Raw genomic sequence first — 15,902 nt, 5'->3', positions numbered from 1 at the left:
CATATGTCGAAACGTCAGACGAAAATGATGTTTATCGCGTGTCTCATCATTGCGGGAACGATTTTTACGCAAATGGGGCTGTATGTTTTATCCATGTTCGCCGGCTGGGATATGCGGTTTAATCTTGTTGTTGTCTGCCACAATGCGATGAAAGCATTTGGGCTGGCTTTTCTTAAATATGCACTTGATGCGCTCGTGTTCAGTACGTTGCTGCTATCGATCTGGAAAATGGGAACGCAGTGCTATTATTCAATCCGTATGAAAAAAACGTTTAAGCAGTATACACATCATCAACTTACGCGGGAGATGAATGAAACATATGGCGGATCCATTCAAATGATTTCGTACCCGGCGCCGATTGCGGTGACGATGGGGTTTTTTCGTCCGAAAATCGTGCTGTCAACGGGACTTCGGGAAATGCTGAGTGACGATGAATTTGAGGCAGTCGTGCATCATGAAATGTACCATAAACAACACCGCGATCCGCTGACCGTTTTCATCGTGTCGTTTTTCGCGTCGATTATGTGGTACATGCCGATTTTGAGATGGGTACAGGAGCAGTATAAGATGGCGAAAGAGCTGCTGGCGGATGAATATGCGATTCATCAGCAGGGATCATCGGTTGATCTTGGCAGCGCGCTCCTTAAAATGTTGAAAGCAGGCAGGCAGATGAAGATGCCGTTTTCGTACGTTTCATTTGCGGATACGTCAGTTAATTATCGCATTCATTATATACTGGATCCGTTAACAGAATTCCCTTTGAATGTGCCGCTGAAGTCAGCCGTTACGTCGTTGTCTATTTTTTCGATCATTTGTTTATTGTTCATTTACGCATTGTCGTAAATGATCTTTTTTCATCAATCACACTACATAATGTAGTATTTAGGAGTGAAGGTTTTGGCCAAAGGAATATTTTGGGTTGTTGGGTTGTTTGCTGTTTGTATGGCAGGCGTTATATTTTTATCAAACGCAGCGGAAAAGTCGGTAGATATTGAGTATGCGAGCCAGCCGTTCGTCGGAGAAGAATCCGCGCCGGTTAATATTGTGGAGTTTGGCGATTATAAATGCCCGGTATGTAAAGATTTCAACGATTCTTTTTTTCCGTTGATCGATCAGGAACTTGTGCAGACAGGGAAAGTGAAATTTTATTTTATGAATTATTCGTTCATTAATGTCGATTCGAATCGTTCGGCGCAGTTTGCGGAAGCCGTGTACCAGGAACTCGGCAATGAGAAGTTTTGGAAGTTCCATGAATTGATGTACAGCAAGCAACCGGCGGATTTATCCTTTGAGAAGGTTGATTTATATACGAATGAATTTTTAAAAGAAGCATTGGCTGAAATCGCGACGGCAGAAGAAGTCGCAAGCGTGATGAGTGTTGTCGAGCATGAAGGCTCAATGGATGCGTGGGAAAAAGATACAGCGACGGCGAAACAACTCGGCGTATCCGGCACGCCAACCATGTTTGTAAATGGAAAAGAATTTACGGGGAACTCGTTTGATGATTTAGTGAAAATGGTGGAAGAGGCTGCGGCAGATGGTAAATAAACCACTTCTTGCCGCTTGGCTGACGGCGATTATTGCGACGCTCGGCAGTTTGTTTTTCAGCGAGCGGATGGAGTTTGTGCCGTGTACACTTTGCTGGTATCAGCGCATTTTGATGTACCCGCTCGTCGTGCTGCTCGGCATTGCGTTTTACCGAAATGACCGCCACATTTATCGGTATGTTTTGCCGCTGTCCGTTTCTGGAATGGGCATGTCAGGGTATCATTACGCCCTTCAAAAAGTTCCAGCGGTGCAAAAATTTGAAATGTGTACGAGCGGCGTGCCGTGTTCAGGAGAATATATTAATGTATTCGGCTTTATCACAATCCCGTTTCTCGCACTGATTGCGTTTACGATTGTATCGGTGATGATGGTCGTCTTATGGAAAAAGACTGATGCGTAATGTTAAATAAAAATAAAAGGATAGATAAAAGCAGATTGATATTATCCGCTTTGTCTATCTTTTTTTGTGCTGCATATGATCTCATGAAGGTTTACACAAAGGTTTTCAGGAGGAAATGAGGTAATTTGCGCTTATTTTAAGTGCTATTTTGCACAACATACAACATTAAAACCCAGCTATCTTCACAAGAAAAGATTAGCTGGGTTTCTTAATTATTTACATCCAATTGTTTATAGAACTATTCGGATCCGACTAGTAAAAAAGCGACTGCTCATTATTCATGCGTTTAATTAAAAAATATTACCAATAGATTTTTTGTATTTAGTACCAGTTGTTCAAATTTGAAGAAATTTTCAGTTCAGCATGAGAGCTCATTATAATTGTATAAATAAACAACTGGTATAAAGCTCCAAACCAATTCTTAATTCATAAATTAATTGTGGCCCGGTGATATTCCTTTAATCTTTTGTCTTTTTATATAGATTTTCGGTGTATAAAATCTCAATATATGTATGAGTTGATCTCCCATATACGAAGATGATTGTGTAAAATCATTGTCAATCCATTCCAGTATCAATCCAATAATACCATGTATCCGATACGTGCTAAAAAGGTTTATATCAATATTAGGATCTATCTCAGTAAACGAGAATTCAAACTCTTCTCTGAATAACTGATCTAATCTTTTTCTCATTTTTTCATGAAAATTATAGTTTGTAGTTGGACTCAGCATAAGCTTATAAAATTTTTTATTTTCTAAGAAATGATCAAATAAGACAATTGAATTAGAAGGTATTTCATTGAAATCTACAACTGATAAATTGAGATAGGGTTTCCGATAAGCTTCGGTCATTTTTTCAAACATCTCTTCAATTATCTCATCCAATAAATTTTCCTTTTTTTCATAGTGGGCATAAAAAGTTCCTCGATTGTAATCTGCAGCTTTTACGATTTCCGTAATGGTAATATCATGAAAGCTTTTTTCTTCCATCAACGATAATAAGGCATTTTTAAAATTCTCTTTTGTTCTTCTTACACGTTTATCAGGATGTTGAATAGGCATATACAAACTGCTCCTTACACTTTTAACATACAAAATTCATTCATCTGTTGGTTATCAGACATTTCTCTTATTATTACATATTGAAGCTCTTTTATAAATGTCTTATGCTTGAATTGTTCCATATATCTCAATATCGAGATAAATTCCAATTCATTTTATATATTTTCAAGATAAAGGGGAAGATCAACATGACAAGGCTAGCAGGGAAAGTTGCAATCGTAACAGGTGCAGGTTCTGGTATGGGCCGTGCAACTGCAAAATTGTACGCAAAAGAAGGCGCTAACGTTGTTTTAGCTGAATTTAACGAAGCTTCAATGAATGAAACGCTTGAAGATATTAAAGCAGCTGGAGGTACAGCTGTTGCGATTAAAACAGACGTATCAAAGGAAACAGATGTAGAAGCAATGATTCAAAAAGCTTTAGATGAGTACGGTAAATTAGATATCTTAGCAAATATTGCTGGAATTTTTGATAACATGGCATCAGTAGAAAACACTTCAAACGAATTATTTGAACGTGTAATGGGTGTTAACTTAAACGGTCAATTTTATGCATGCCGTTCTGCAATCAAAGTATTTAAAGAACAAGAATCTGGCGGAACAATCGTAAATGTTGCATCAATTGCTGGTTACCTAGGTGCTCGTGGTGGAGCAGTTTACACAATGTCTAAACACGCTGTAATCGGTCTTACAAAAAATATAGCAGCATTTTATGGTCGAGAAAACGGTAAGATCCGTGCAAATGTAATTGCACCAGGTTCAATTGCAACTGGTATGACGGCTACCTTAACAAATTTAGATCCACTTGGTGCAGAAACATTTGGAGATCTTGGACCATTTAACGGAGGGGAAGCTGAAGATATCGCAGCAACTGCATTATTCCTCGGTTCAGACGAATCTAAATTCATCAATGGTGAAGTCGTTACAGTTGATGGTGCTTGGACAGCACGCTAATAATTTCAATTATTGTAAAAAGGTAAAAAATATTCATTGAAGAAGGAAAATATATAAAGGATTTTCAAAAACACGCAATCTAAGTGTAGATGAAAAACTACAATCTGAGAGGATGAGTGATTGAAATGACGTTTCCAGTATTAGAGGGTAAAGTAGCAATTGTAACAGGTGCAGCAATGGGTATGGGACTTGCTACAGCAAAACTTTTTGCAGAAGCAAAAGCTAAAGTAGTAGTTGCCGACTTTAACGAAGAAAAAGGACAAGCAGCAGTTTCTGAAATTGAAGCTAATGGAGGAACTGCATATTTTGTAAAAGTTGATATTTCTAAAGCAGATCAAGTTAAAAAAATGATTGATGCTACTGTAGAAAAATATGGTCGTCTTGATGTAGCTGTTAATAATGCAGCTTTAACTCCAGATGATAAACCAGCTGCAGAGTTTGATGAAGAATACTGGGACAAGTTAATCTCTGTTGATCTTACAGGAACGGCACTATGTTTGAAATATGAACTACAACAAATGATTAAACAAGGTCAGGGTGGATCTATTGTTAACATTTCATCTGTTAGTGGATTCCGACCTCAACCAAACAATATTGCTTATGTTGCCGCTAAACATGGTGTAGTAGGAATGACAAAGGTTGCCGCATTAGAAAATGGTGACAAAAATATTCGTGTAAATTCCGTGGCGCCAGGTGCAATTGATACACCAATGCTTCGCGGAGCTTTAGAACAGTTTGGATTAAACGAAGCAGACTATGCTCCACAGCTTAGTCTGTTGAATCGATTTGGAAAAGCCGAAGAAGTTGCCCAAGCTAGCCTTTGGTTAGCATCAGACCAGTCATCTTATGTAACTGGAACAACTATACATGCTGATGCTGGTTACACTAGTCGTTAATCAAAAACTAAATTGTCCACAATGAAGGAGGCTAACTCAAAGGTAAATTGAATGACGACCTTTTTGAGTCAGCCTTTCGCTTAGCCTAATTGTGTAATCAATACAGATTAAATAGTGACAATCAAAAGAGCTGTCGGATACGACGTTACAATTTTGACGTATCGGGCAGCTCTTTTTTGTTACGTTCTATCTTACAACCGGCTATCTTCGGAGTGGACGGCAATCAGTAAGACCGCCTCTTCTTCTCCGATATTTTTTACAAAGTGGGGCACACTCGCATTCCAACTGAATGAATCGCCCTCCTTTGCAATGATGGAATCTTCGCCTTGTTCAGCAAGGACGATGCCTTTTAGGACGAGATGACTTTCTTCTCCTTCATGGGCAATGGCTTCCCCGGTTGAAGCGCCAGACGGTACTTTAACGTACATCATACGCAGACCGCTCCTTGAAGTGAGGTGTTCTATTTTAATGTCATTAAACGTTGTGTATACTCTTTCTTCTTTCCTCACAACCTTCATATGCTGTTTTTTTTCAAGAAGCAAGTAGGGCAGCGGAACGTCTAGAAAGGTTGCAATCGCTTGCAGCGTATTAAGAGAGGGAGATGTATTGTCGTTTTCGATGTTGCTGATAAATCCTTTTGACAGCCCTATTTGTTCGCTCATTTGTGCAATCGTTATTTTCTTTCGTTTCCGAATATCCCGTATTTTCGAGCCGATCTCCACGTTCATTCCTCCAAAAAATAGTGGTATGTAGACTATATCGTAACATAAGTGTATTGACAGTATCTATAGAATGATGTTATTTTATAAAAAACAAATATTCATAACAGAATACTTTATTCGTCGAGCGAAAGGAGAAAAAGATGCCGATTATACACATAACGATGCTGGAAGGCAGAGAGGATGAAACAATTAAGCAATGTATGCGTGATGTAGCACGTACGGTCCAAAAATCATTGGATATTCCGTTGGAAAGTATTCGTATAGTCGTCGAGGAAGTGCCGAAAAATCGATTTGCTGTTGGAGGCACGTTAAAAAGCGAAGTTTGATGAAAGATAAAGAATGTTCGTTTTTTTTTACTGAAATTGTTCACTAATAAGAATATTATATCTCTAAATGGATATAAAAGGAGGATGCTGAAAAGATGGAAACCCAGCTTGTTTATGAACTTCGCCATCCGGAACACATGGAACAGGGAAAGAAATATCCAGCTATATTCTTAATGCATGGAATGGGAAGCAATGAACAGAACATGTTGCCGCTCGTCTCAGGAATGGATAAAAATCAGTTTGTTTTCAGTATAAGAGGTCCTATCGAACAGCCGCCCGGTTATGCTTTTTTCACGATTCAAGGATTCGGAAACCCGCATAGAGACGCATTTGACAGTGCAATAAATAAACTTGAGAATTTCATTGAATATGCGGTGGAAGAGTACCCGGTTAATACCGATGAGCTCTTTTTAATGGGATTTAGCCAAGGAGCGATTCTTTCGATGACACTTGGACTAAAGCTCGGAAACCGCATAAAAGGGATTATAGCGCTAAGCGGTTATATCCCGGCTTTCGTAAAAGAAGAGTATGACATTCAATCGATGGATCAAGTGGCGGCATTCATTTCACACGGTGAGTACGATCAGGTCCTTCCATATGAATGGGGTGTTAATGCAGAAGCATTTTATAAACAGCATGGAGCCGCTTTAACATTTAGCGCCTATTCGGAAGGTCATACCGTTTCAAATAAAAACCATCATGATTTTACAGAGTGGTTCAAAAATTTAGGAGGAAATAGAGATGAATAAATTAGGGGTAAGTATATTCTTATTAAGAATTGTGTTAGGAATTAGTTTCTTCGTACACGGGCTCGTGAAATTCCAAGGCGGTATCGGTAATACTGTCGGATGGTTTGAAAGTATTGGGATTCCAGGATTTTTAGCATATGTTGTTGGAACAATAGAATTGGTTGGCGGAATTGCACTCATTTTAGGACTTGGAACACGAATTGTTTCTGCACTGCTTGTTGTCGTTATGATTGGGGCTATACTAAAAGTGAAACTCGCCATCGGTTTCTTAGGATCAGCAGAAATGGCCGGTTACGAACTTGATCTTGCCTTTTTGGTCATCGCTTTATTTTTGACGATAAATGGAAGTAAGCTTTGGTCAGTTGACGGGGCTTTATTTCATAAAACCGCAAATGATTAAGTTTTAGAAGGGAGACGGCAATGGAATTAGGGTTAAAAGGAAAAGTCGCACTTATTACGGGTGCAAGTAAAGGAATTGGACTGGAAACCGCTTTGCAATTAGTAAAGGAAGGCGCGAAAGTCACTATATGCGCACGAAATAGTGAAAATTTAAAGACGGCGGCGAATCGTATAGTTGAAGAAACAGGTGTTCAGGTGTTTTATATCGAAGCGGATGTGACGAATGAAGAGGATTGCAAAAGAATGATTACGTCCACCGTAGAGAAGTATGGCCGATTGGACATTGTTGTCAATAATGCCGGCACTTCCTCTGCAAACCCATTTGAACAAGTAGAGACGGAACTTTGGCAACAAGACCTTGATTTGAAATTATTCGGTGCTATTCATTGTTCCCGATATGCCATCCCGTACATGCGGCAAGTCGGCGGCGGTGCGATTGTGAACGTGACGGCGGCGGTCGCCAAAACGCCACCAGCCTCTTCATTGCCGACTACGGTGAGCCGAGCGGCAGGTATGGCCCTCACAAAAGCAATGAGTAAAGATCTTGGTCCCGACAACATTCGAGTGAACACAGTCTGCATCGGTTTAATTCGAAGTGATCAAATCGAAAAAAAATGGAAGCAACAAGCACCTGAATCTACATGGGAACAGTATGCAACGAGCAAAGATCATCAAATTCCTCTCGGACGTATCGGGAATACAGACGAGGCAGCTAAAGTGATCACATTCCTCGTTTCAGATGCAGCCTCCTACGTAACAGGGACAGCCGTGAATATAGACGGTGGACTGGCGGGGGCTTTGTAGGGAACTGAGCGCCACCTTAATGGACAGATGCCACAGAAAAATAAGAAAGGAAGAGTATAAAAATGGAGAATTTTCATCGCAAACCAAATACATTTGTCGGACAGGTTAATATAAACGTAACCAATTTGGATTCCGCGCTTGCTTTTTACCAAGATGTGATCGGTTTTCAAGTATTGGAACGAACAGATCGCAAAGTAGTCTTAACGGCAGACGGAAAAACAGGGTTATTAACGCTTGAGCAGCCCATTGATGTAACACCCAAAGAAGGGAGAACATCTGGTTTATATCACTTTGCACTTTTACTGCCAACTCGTGCAGACTTGTCTATCTTTTTACAGCATTTACTTCAGACAGGTTACCGATTCGGCGCGTCGGATCATCATGTAAGTGAGGCACTCTACATTACGGATCCAGACGGAAATGGCATTGAAGTGTACAGAGATCGGCCATCTTCAGAATGGACTTGGTCCAATGGGGAAGTTTCGATGGTAACGGACCCTTTAAATGGAGAAAGTCTTCTCGCGGAAAGCGATTCAGAATGGAATGGGCTGCCGGCTGATACGGTAATGGGTCATATTCATCTACACGTATCCGACCTGCAAAAAGCAGAAGAATTTTATGTGAAGGGTCTTGATTTTACGGTCGTCAGTCATTATCCTCAAGCTGTTTTTATTGCTACCGGTCGTTACCATCATCATATTGCCATCAATACGTGGCAAGGTGCAGGTGCCCAGGTACCGAAGAAAAACAGTGTCGGTTTAAATTGGTATACTCTCGTCTTTCCAAATGAAGAGGCAAGAGGAAAAGCGATGGAACAATTGCAGGAAATCGGTGCTTCAGTGATAGCTGAAAATGATTTTTTTGTGACGGAAGATCCATCAGGAAATAAAATTCGATTAGTCGTTTGAAAAATGCTTGAATAAGGAAAAATTGAAGCATCGAGGCGTATTCAGTACGTTTACTTCGGACGATGATAAAGATAAAGCAACATTTAATGAAGCGACTACTCCTTCCTATCATGAGGGGTAGTCGCTTCCTTCTGTTCAAATGCAGGCATTGAGTGTTAAGCCTTTTGTGATGTAAGGTGTGCATCGAACGCATCAATAATATGAAGAAAATGATCTGCTTCACGGTATACGTGATCGGCCAGAAGTGCGGGGATGTTGCTCTTAATTTTACAGGCCTCAATTAACTCTCTTGCTGTTTTCTTAAAGTCTCGTAGCGAAACAACAGATACCCGGTTTTGATCAAGAAATTGCTCCAACATTGGTTTTGTTTCAGAATGTGGACGCATGTGATCCAAATCTTGTGCTTGAAAAAGAAGTTGATCGAAATCATTGCTGAACTCTCGGGCTTGATCAACGAGTTTCCGTTCAGAAGGATCTAACAAATGGCCGATAAACTTCGAGTGATCTGCCATGATCTTTAAGAAAAACACATTCTCTTTAATGATGGCTTCAGGTATAGGTTGAAGTATTCCTTCATTCAATTCCTTTAATCGGTTCGCAAAATAATAAGCTTCCCGGCTTGTATGGTCGACTAGTAACGGAATATTGTTCGAAATAATTTTACAACTTAATATGAGTCCTAATACTTTTCGTTTATAAGCCCAAATAGAAGCAACTGCTTGATATACTTGAATGTTAAATTTTCGAATGACCTCGGGATCCGTTTTTTCATTATACTGGCTAACTTGTTCTTCAATCCGTTCAAATATCACAATAAATTGTTTGGCTTCTTTAATCAGTTCTGTCTGATCAGCAGTAAATCCTAGGCTTAAAAAGAAAGCATGTTCTTTCATAATCCGTGACCAAAACCGAATTTCCTCCAATGATTGTGTCACAAATGTAGAGATGGCCCATTCACCCCTTCTATCATATTCCCCAGACTTAGTGTATTCGAAGAGAGATGCATTCATGTTAGGAATAAGTTTTTGTAAGAAAAACAACGAGAACGTTTAGGGTAAAGCGAAGAAGTCACGATAAATAGGCTTTTTTTATTCAAATTTGCTTATGGTATATTATGAGGACATGATCATAGGAGGCTTTATTTTGATTAACGATATACTGAAAGAGGCAGAGGACTTTATTCGTTCTTGTTACAGAGAACTACATAAAACGGATCAGGAACTAGAAAATAGGCTAAGTGATATTAAGAAAGAGTTAGGAAGCAAAGGGTATTATGAACATACAATAGAAGAATTAGAATATGGAGCAAAAATGGCTTGGCGAAATAGTAATCGTTGTATAGGAAGATTATTTTGGGATCATTTACATGTAATAGATAAGAGACATGTAAACACAGAAGAAGAAATCATTGAGGCTTTATTTGAGCATATAGAGACGGCAACGAATAAAGGCCGTATACGCCCTGCCATAACGATTTTCCCGCAGAAAACTGCTCATAAAACGGTACGTATATGGAATCACCAATTAATTCGCTACGCAGGTTATCAGATGGAAAAAGGTGTTTTAGGGGACCCGGCCTCCTTAGCTTTTACGGAGGTATGCCTAAAGCTCGGATGGGAACCGAAATTTGGTCAATTTGATGTTTTACCGTTAGTCATTCAAATGAATGAGCAACGTCCACGTTTAGTTGACATTCCAGATAAACTTCTTCTTGAAGTTCCTATTCGTCACCCTGATTATCAATGGTTTGAAGATTTACAACTTAAATGGTATGCCGTCCCCATGGTCTCGGATATGAAGCTTGAAATAGGAGGCATTACGTATACGGCGGCCCCTTTTAATGGATGGTACATGGGCACTGAGATAGGGGCACGAAATTTAGCTGATGAATGGCGGTATAATATGCTGCCTCAGATAGGATCTTTAATGGAATTAGATGTAAGAAGCAATAGATCTTTATGGAAGGACCGGGCACTTCTAGAATTGAATACAGCCGTCTTGCATTCTTTTAAGGAAGATGGAGTTAGTATCGTTGACCATCATACGGCGGCTCAGCAGTTTAAAAAATTTGAAGAAAAAGAAATGGGAAAGGGAAGGTCAGTTACTGGTAATTGGGCTTGGCTCATCCCGCCATTAGCGCCTGCTGCAACACATATTTATCATAAACCATATAAAAATGAGATTAAAAAGCCAAATTATTTTTATCAAAATACACCTTATTAATTTTTTAGTAAAGCCAACAATTCAATATTTTTATACCATGCGTGTTATTATATGATTAAATATACATGAAAAAATAATCGAATAAAAATGGAGAGGAAAGGCTTACTTTGTCTGTTTTTTTACAATTAAATACAATATTTATTAGTATCTTAATAGAAGCATTTCCGTTTGTGTTAATCGGTGTTTTTGTCGCGGGATTTATCCAGATGTTTATTAGTGAAGAAATGGTGGCAAAAGTAGTGCCGAAGAACCGCTTCCTGGCTGTTTTATATGGAACACTGATTGGCGCTTTATTTCCGGCTTGTGAATGTGGAATTGTTCCGATTGTCCGCAGGTTATTATTAAAAGGCGTACCTCTTCATACAGCTATTCCTTTTATGTTAACAGGGCCCATTATTAATCCTGTCGTATTATTTTCTACGTATATAGCTTTTGGAAATCAGTGGGATATGGTGCTGTATCGGGGTGGACTGTCTTTGGTCGTTGCCCTTTTAATCGGTATTCTCTTATCTTATCAATTTAAAGGCAATGAACTCTTGAAAAAAGCAGCTCATACACACAGTCATCAGCCTGCTTCTCAAACATTCTTAAAGAAGTTTATCCACATGCTTCGTCATGCGGTGGATGAATTTTTTTCCGTTGGTAAATATTTAATTATCGGCGCTTTTATTGCCGCATCGATGCAGACATTTTTGAAAACATCTACGTTGATTGAGCTTGGTCAAACAGAGGCAACATCTTCACTGGTCATGATGGGATTGGCCTATATTTTATCACTATGCTCAGAGGCTGATGCTTTTGTCGCCTCGTCCTTTAGAGGAACATTTTCAACAGGTGCATTGGTGGCCTTTCTTGTTTTTGGACCGATGGTTGATATTAAAAATATGTTAATGATGCTTAGTGTGTTTAATAAACGATTTGTTTTTAGTTTAATTGGTTCTATTGCGCTGTTTGTATTTCTAGGCTCACTGCTCTTGTAAGGAAGGAGGAAATAAATGTTTCGTGCATTGGTTTTAATGGTCTTTACGTATTTCTTTCAACATCTTCATACATCGGGTAACATATCGAAATATATTAATATGAAATATGAGTATATTTCGTATATCGCTATTTTTACGTTTGCTATTCTCACGATTGTGCAAATATATAACGTTGCCACAACTTCTGAAGATGAGCATTGCTGTGACCATTCACATGAGCATGAAAAAGATAAACCGCTGTTTTGGAGATGGATACATTATGGAATTTTTATATTTCCATTGGCGACAGGCCTTTTTTTACCAATTGCAACGCTTGATTCAACTCTTGTGAAATCGAAGGGGTTTTCTTTCCAAGCAATTGAAGAGGTTGAGGCATCCGATCAATATGCCCAGACTCAATATTTACGGCCTGATACAAGTGTGTATTATGGAAAAGAAGGATACGATGAATTGATGGAAGAAGAGCTGAAGGAATTCACCTCTAAAAAGAGCGTTGTTTTAAAGGAAGATAACTACTTAAAAGGAATGGAAACCATTTATAATTTCCCAGGTGAATTTATGAACAAAACGATTGAGTTTGATGGTTTTTCGTTTAAAGGAGAATCCGTGAATGATCACCAACTCTTTGTACTGCGCTTTGGTGTTATTCATTGCGTAGCAGATTCAGGAGCCTTTGGCATGTTAGTAGAATTTCCTGAAGAAATGGATCTTCAGGATGACGAATGGATTCATGTAAAAGGGAAATTATCCTCCGTTTATTATCAGCCTTTCAAAGCGACAATTCCGTTTCTCTTAGTGGAGGAGTGGAATACGATTGAAGAGCCTGAAGATCCTTATACCTATCGGATGTCTTAGATTTGTGATAGCTATAGAAATCAAAGAAATATAAAAAGTGCGATCCCAAAGTTACGGTGTCAGTCCCTGAACGGGAAATCCAAGAAAGCACTCATTGCTGGGGAATGAATGAAACCGTGAGTTCAACAATCAGCTGATCGACGAGGCGTTAACGACGTTTAACATCGATCGTTCGACTGGTATTCACATGAATACCCCCTCTTCAACGAAGCAAGGAGGGGATTTCAAAATAGCGAAACAGTAAGTATTGCGCGCAAGATATTGTCGCCTTATGTGTATGGTGCCCAAGTTCTGTTCGAAGCATTCCGATACGGTTGCCTGCCAATTGAAAAATAGTCGATCTTATATTCCGATACTTTGTCTAAAGAGTAACAATTTCGGCCATCAAATATAACCGGTCTATTCATCAACTTTTCATATTGATCGAGAGAGAATGTTTTAATCTCGTCCCAATCAGTATTGATAAATACCATATCTGTATCAGTCAGTGTTTCTTCAATAGACGATGCATACTGAATTTTTTCTCCAATCATTTTTTTTGTATTTTCCATTGCTTTTGGATCATAAGCCACAACGGATACACCATTTGTTATTAATTCGTTTATGATCATGATGGACGGTGATTCACGAATATCATCTGTATGGGGTTTAAATGCCAGGCCTAATACAGATGCTCTTTTTCCTTTTAAGCTTCCAAAGTAATTCTTTGCTTTTTCCACTAATACATAGTGTTGACGGCTATTCACTTTCATCACGGCCTTTAAAATGTCCGGTTTCTCTCCTGCTTCTTCACTCATTTTCAGCATTGCATGGGTATCTTTCGGGAAGCAAGAGCCTCCGTATCCAATTCCGGCCTTCAGGAATTCACTGCCAATCCGGGAATCGAGCCCCATTCCAACAGCAACCTCTTCAATATCAGCTCCCACTTTTTCACATAAATTAGCGAGTTCGTTTATAAAGCTGATTTTCATGGCCAAAAAAGCATTAGAACTGTATTTAATCATTTCTGCGCTATGAAGATCTGTTTTAAAAATAGGTACGTTAAATGGTTTATTTATTTCTTCAATAATGGCTGCAGCCTCCGAACAATCTGAACCGAGAACGATTCGGTCTGCGCAAAAAACATCTCGAATCGCGGAACCTTCTCTTAAAAACTCAGGGTTTGACACCATGGTGATGTTTCGTGTTTTTCGTGCATTTCTTTGTATGACTTGTTTGATATTCGTATTTGTTCCCACAGGAACAGTGCTTTTCGTTACAACGATTACGTTATTTTTGGTCGTATATTCACCGATCATGGCAGCCGCATTGTTAATATAGGTAAGGTCGATGTCGTCGTTTAGCTGTTTTGGTGTCCCTACTGCAATATAAATGATGTCCGCGTCTGATAAGGCTTCTTCGGGGCTGTCTGTAAAAAATAAACGCCGGTTGTTCACATTCTTTTTCAATAACTCATCCAGTCCAGGTTCATAAAAAGGGGAGAGGCCTGTATTTAATTGGTCCATTTTTTCTTTATCAAGATCGTAGCATATAACTTGGTGGCCTATATCTGATAAACAGACACCTGTTACCAGGCCGACCTGCCCTACGCCTATGATTGTAATGTTGTTCATAATAATTTCCTCTCAATGCATAATGGTGCAACGTAGCTGCCTTCTTATTTTATACAAAAAACAATGTACTAAAAATAAGAAATGTTACGTTAATAAATTCCATATGTCAAATAAAAAGATATGGTTAATCATAAAACTCTATTGACAATGAAAATCAATCTCTTTATAATTCGAAATGTAAATGAAAACGATTATCAAAATACATAAATTAAAAAAAGAAAGATAGGAGACGATTTTATGAAAAAAAGAGAATTAAAAAGAATTTTCGCGAAATTCTTAATGGTAGGTGCCAGCGCAACGCTTTTAACTGCTTGTAACAGCGGTGGAGACACAAAGGAACCTGCAGAAACGACTGAGGAAACAGCAGCAACAGAAGAAGTAACAGAAGAAGCAGCAGATGATGCAGAAAAAGAAGAAGTAAACTACGCTCAGGTTTTTGAAGAAGCAAAGACTGAACTGGATAAAGCAAAAGAAGGAAAAGAAGTAGATTTCGATAAAGTGACGGATTTATATACTACTAATTTGCAAAGCTTAGTTCAAGAACGGGATGCAGAACTTGAAAGCAAGCACGATGAGCAAATTACAGCAGCACTGCAGGCAGGAAAAGATGGCTCAATGGACAAAGTCGTCGCAAAGCAAGTGTTTGATAAATTGATGCAAAAAGTGTTTTATACAACGATGAAGCAGGAATTTAAGGAAGTAGAGGAAGGCTGGGCAGATAAAGAAGAAGTTAAAGCGGAAGTTGAGGAAGCGAAAGAATTTTATGCGATCCTGCAATCAACCGTTGAAAAGCGCGATGCTGCATACGGAACCACAATGGTGGATGTGATTGCCGGTGGATTTGACGAAATCGATAAAGCGGTTGAAGCCGATGATCTGCTTGCATTCCAGCTTGGAAAACAAGTCGTTGATAAAACGTTAATCAAAACGTTCTACTTCGCAACAGGTGCCATTCCAAACGGCTACGCAACAAAATTAGCGGAAGAAGCGAAAAAAGACGAGAAAGTGGCAAAAGTGGAACAAGCAGAAGGATGGGCTTTTTATCAGTCCGTTTCAAAATATTTAGGAAATCATGCGCCAGAAGAAGCTGCGTTTATTGAAAAGCAATTTGATTTGCAGACAGATGTGAAAACAGTAGACGCCGCTCAAGTAAACAAAGCATTTGTACGCGGATTTGCTCAAACCGCGATTGACGAGTACACAGAAAGCATTGAATTGTGGGGAGAAGACAAATCGGTTATTACGGCTTTAGAAGGTGCCCTGTTCATTGATGTAATCGGACAAGACATTAAAGCATCGCTGGGCGAGGAAGCTTATACAAAATTAACAGAACAAGCACAGCAGTATCTTGAAGCAGCAAAAGCAAAAGATAAAGCAGCAGGCGAACCTGTATTGAAAGAAATGGAAGCAACATTGCAAACAGTTATTGAAAAAGCAAAGTAAATCGTCTTTTGCTTGAAAAA

Annotated in this window: 17 protein-coding genes and 1 pseudogene; 14 read left to right on the top strand and 4 right to left on the bottom strand. The window is 39.1% G+C overall.

Features of this window, described 5'->3' with window-relative positions; all coding sequences use genetic code 11:
• Nucleotides 1-3: 3 nt before the first annotated feature.
• Genes A3M5_RS0114205 through A3M5_RS0114195 form a run of 3 tightly spaced genes read left to right on the top strand, consistent with a single transcriptional unit; the run spans nucleotide 4 to nucleotide 1,948 of the window.
• The gene (locus A3M5_RS0114205; RefSeq protein ID WP_018394440.1) at nucleotides 4-843 is read left to right on the top strand and encodes a M56 family metallopeptidase; all 840 of its coding nucleotides are present in this window, start codon (nucleotides 4-6) and stop codon (nucleotides 841-843) included.
• 45 nt (nucleotides 844-888) lie between these two features.
• On the top strand, nucleotides 889-1,548 hold the full coding sequence (locus A3M5_RS23040; protein ID WP_231373239.1) for a DsbA family protein: 660 nt from the start codon (nucleotides 889-891) through the stop codon (nucleotides 1,546-1,548).
• Nucleotides 1,538-1,948, top strand: a complete 411-nt coding sequence (locus A3M5_RS0114195; protein ID WP_018394438.1) for a disulfide oxidoreductase — start codon at nucleotides 1,538-1,540, stop codon at nucleotides 1,946-1,948. The genes A3M5_RS23040 and A3M5_RS0114195 overlap by 11 nt, the downstream gene beginning before the upstream one ends.
• 433 nt (nucleotides 1,949-2,381) lie before the next feature.
• Here the strand turns inward: A3M5_RS0114195 and A3M5_RS0114190 are convergent, their stop codons facing one another.
• Entirely contained in the window at nucleotides 2,382-3,011 is a 630-nt protein-coding gene (locus A3M5_RS0114190) for a TetR/AcrR family transcriptional regulator (RefSeq protein WP_018394437.1), read from the bottom strand.
• A 188-nt stretch (nucleotides 3,012-3,199) separates the two neighbouring features.
• Between A3M5_RS0114190 and A3M5_RS0114185 the strand changes: the two genes are divergently transcribed.
• Both A3M5_RS0114185 and A3M5_RS0114180 read left to right on the top strand, forming a co-directional pair.
• The gene (locus A3M5_RS0114185) at nucleotides 3,200-3,964 is read left to right on the top strand and encodes an SDR family oxidoreductase (protein ID WP_018394436.1); all 765 of its coding nucleotides are present in this window, start codon (nucleotides 3,200-3,202) and stop codon (nucleotides 3,962-3,964) included.
• A gap of 125 nt (nucleotides 3,965-4,089) precedes the next feature.
• Nucleotides 4,090-4,860: an SDR family NAD(P)-dependent oxidoreductase gene (locus A3M5_RS0114180; RefSeq protein ID WP_018394435.1), complete on the top strand. Its 771-nt coding sequence runs from the start codon at nucleotides 4,090-4,092 to the stop codon at nucleotides 4,858-4,860.
• 191 nt (nucleotides 4,861-5,051) lie between these two features.
• On the opposite strand, the gene A3M5_RS0114175 is transcribed toward A3M5_RS0114180, so the two are convergent.
• Nucleotides 5,052-5,582, bottom strand: coding sequence for a helix-turn-helix domain-containing protein (locus tag A3M5_RS0114175; protein WP_018394434.1), 531 nt, complete (start codon nucleotides 5,580-5,582; stop codon nucleotides 5,052-5,054).
• Nucleotides 5,583-5,719: 137 nt separating this feature from the next.
• Between A3M5_RS0114175 and thmT the strand changes: the two are divergent.
• The 5 genes and pseudogenes from thmT to A3M5_RS0114150 form a co-directional block, all read left to right on the top strand.
• Nucleotides 5,720-5,908 (top strand): annotated as a pseudogene (gene thmT, locus A3M5_RS0114170) (2-hydroxymuconate tautomerase); the annotation flags it as partial.
• Nucleotides 5,909-6,003: 95 nt separating this feature from the next.
• On the top strand, nucleotides 6,004-6,657 hold the full coding sequence (locus tag A3M5_RS0114165) for an alpha/beta hydrolase (RefSeq protein ID WP_018394432.1): 654 nt from the start codon (nucleotides 6,004-6,006) through the stop codon (nucleotides 6,655-6,657).
• Nucleotides 6,650-7,057: a DoxX family protein gene (locus A3M5_RS0114160; protein ID WP_018394431.1), complete on the top strand. Its 408-nt coding sequence runs from the start codon at nucleotides 6,650-6,652 to the stop codon at nucleotides 7,055-7,057. The genes A3M5_RS0114165 and A3M5_RS0114160 overlap by 8 nt, the downstream gene beginning before the upstream one ends.
• 20 nt (nucleotides 7,058-7,077) lie before the next feature.
• The gene (locus A3M5_RS0114155) at nucleotides 7,078-7,860 is read left to right on the top strand and encodes an SDR family NAD(P)-dependent oxidoreductase (RefSeq protein ID WP_018394430.1); all 783 of its coding nucleotides are present in this window, start codon (nucleotides 7,078-7,080) and stop codon (nucleotides 7,858-7,860) included.
• 62 nt (nucleotides 7,861-7,922) lie between these two features.
• Nucleotides 7,923-8,768 carry a VOC family protein gene (locus A3M5_RS0114150; protein WP_018394429.1) on the top strand — a complete coding sequence of 282 codons (846 nt, stop codon included), beginning with the start codon at nucleotides 7,923-7,925 and terminating at the stop codon, nucleotides 8,766-8,768.
• 155 nt (nucleotides 8,769-8,923) lie between these two features.
• On the opposite strand, the gene A3M5_RS23035 is transcribed toward A3M5_RS0114150, so the two are convergent.
• The gene (locus A3M5_RS23035; protein ID WP_415874121.1) at nucleotides 8,924-9,703 is read right to left on the bottom strand and encodes a DUF2935 domain-containing protein; all 780 of its coding nucleotides are present in this window, start codon (nucleotides 9,701-9,703) and stop codon (nucleotides 8,924-8,926) included.
• A 187-nt stretch (nucleotides 9,704-9,890) separates the two neighbouring features.
• Between A3M5_RS23035 and A3M5_RS0114140 the strand changes: the two genes are divergently transcribed.
• The 3 genes from A3M5_RS0114140 (at nucleotide 9,891) to A3M5_RS0114130 (ending at nucleotide 12,826) form a co-directional block, all read left to right on the top strand.
• Entirely contained in the window at nucleotides 9,891-10,991 is a 1,101-nt protein-coding gene (locus A3M5_RS0114140; RefSeq protein ID WP_034298646.1) for a nitric oxide synthase oxygenase, read from the top strand.
• A gap of 107 nt (nucleotides 10,992-11,098) precedes the next feature.
• Nucleotides 11,099-11,971 carry a permease gene (locus tag A3M5_RS0114135; RefSeq protein WP_018394426.1) on the top strand — a complete coding sequence of 291 codons (873 nt, stop codon included), beginning with the start codon at nucleotides 11,099-11,101 and terminating at the stop codon, nucleotides 11,969-11,971.
• A gap of 15 nt (nucleotides 11,972-11,986) precedes the next feature.
• Complete coding sequence (locus A3M5_RS0114130; RefSeq protein ID WP_018394425.1) at nucleotides 11,987-12,826, top strand: TIGR03943 family putative permease subunit; 840 nt, start codon at nucleotides 11,987-11,989, stop codon at nucleotides 12,824-12,826.
• A gap of 269 nt (nucleotides 12,827-13,095) precedes the next feature.
• On the opposite strand, the gene A3M5_RS0114125 is transcribed toward A3M5_RS0114130, so the two are convergent.
• Nucleotides 13,096-14,439: a UDP-glucose dehydrogenase family protein gene (locus A3M5_RS0114125; RefSeq protein WP_018394424.1), complete on the bottom strand. Its 1,344-nt coding sequence runs from the start codon at nucleotides 14,437-14,439 to the stop codon at nucleotides 13,096-13,098.
• 237 nt (nucleotides 14,440-14,676) lie between these two features.
• Between A3M5_RS0114125 and A3M5_RS0114120 the strand changes: the two genes are divergently transcribed.
• Entirely contained in the window at nucleotides 14,677-15,882 is a 1,206-nt protein-coding gene (locus A3M5_RS0114120) for a hypothetical protein (RefSeq protein WP_018394423.1), read from the top strand.
• Nucleotides 15,883-15,902: the final 20 nt, after the last annotated feature.

This window comes from Bacillus sp. 37MA (assembly GCF_000372765.1).
GTDB classification, from domain to species: domain Bacteria; phylum Bacillota; class Bacilli; order Bacillales; family Domibacillaceae; genus Domibacillus; species Domibacillus aminovorans.
Note: the sequence above shows the minus strand (reverse complement) of the source record. Positions and strands in the feature narration are given on the sequence as shown.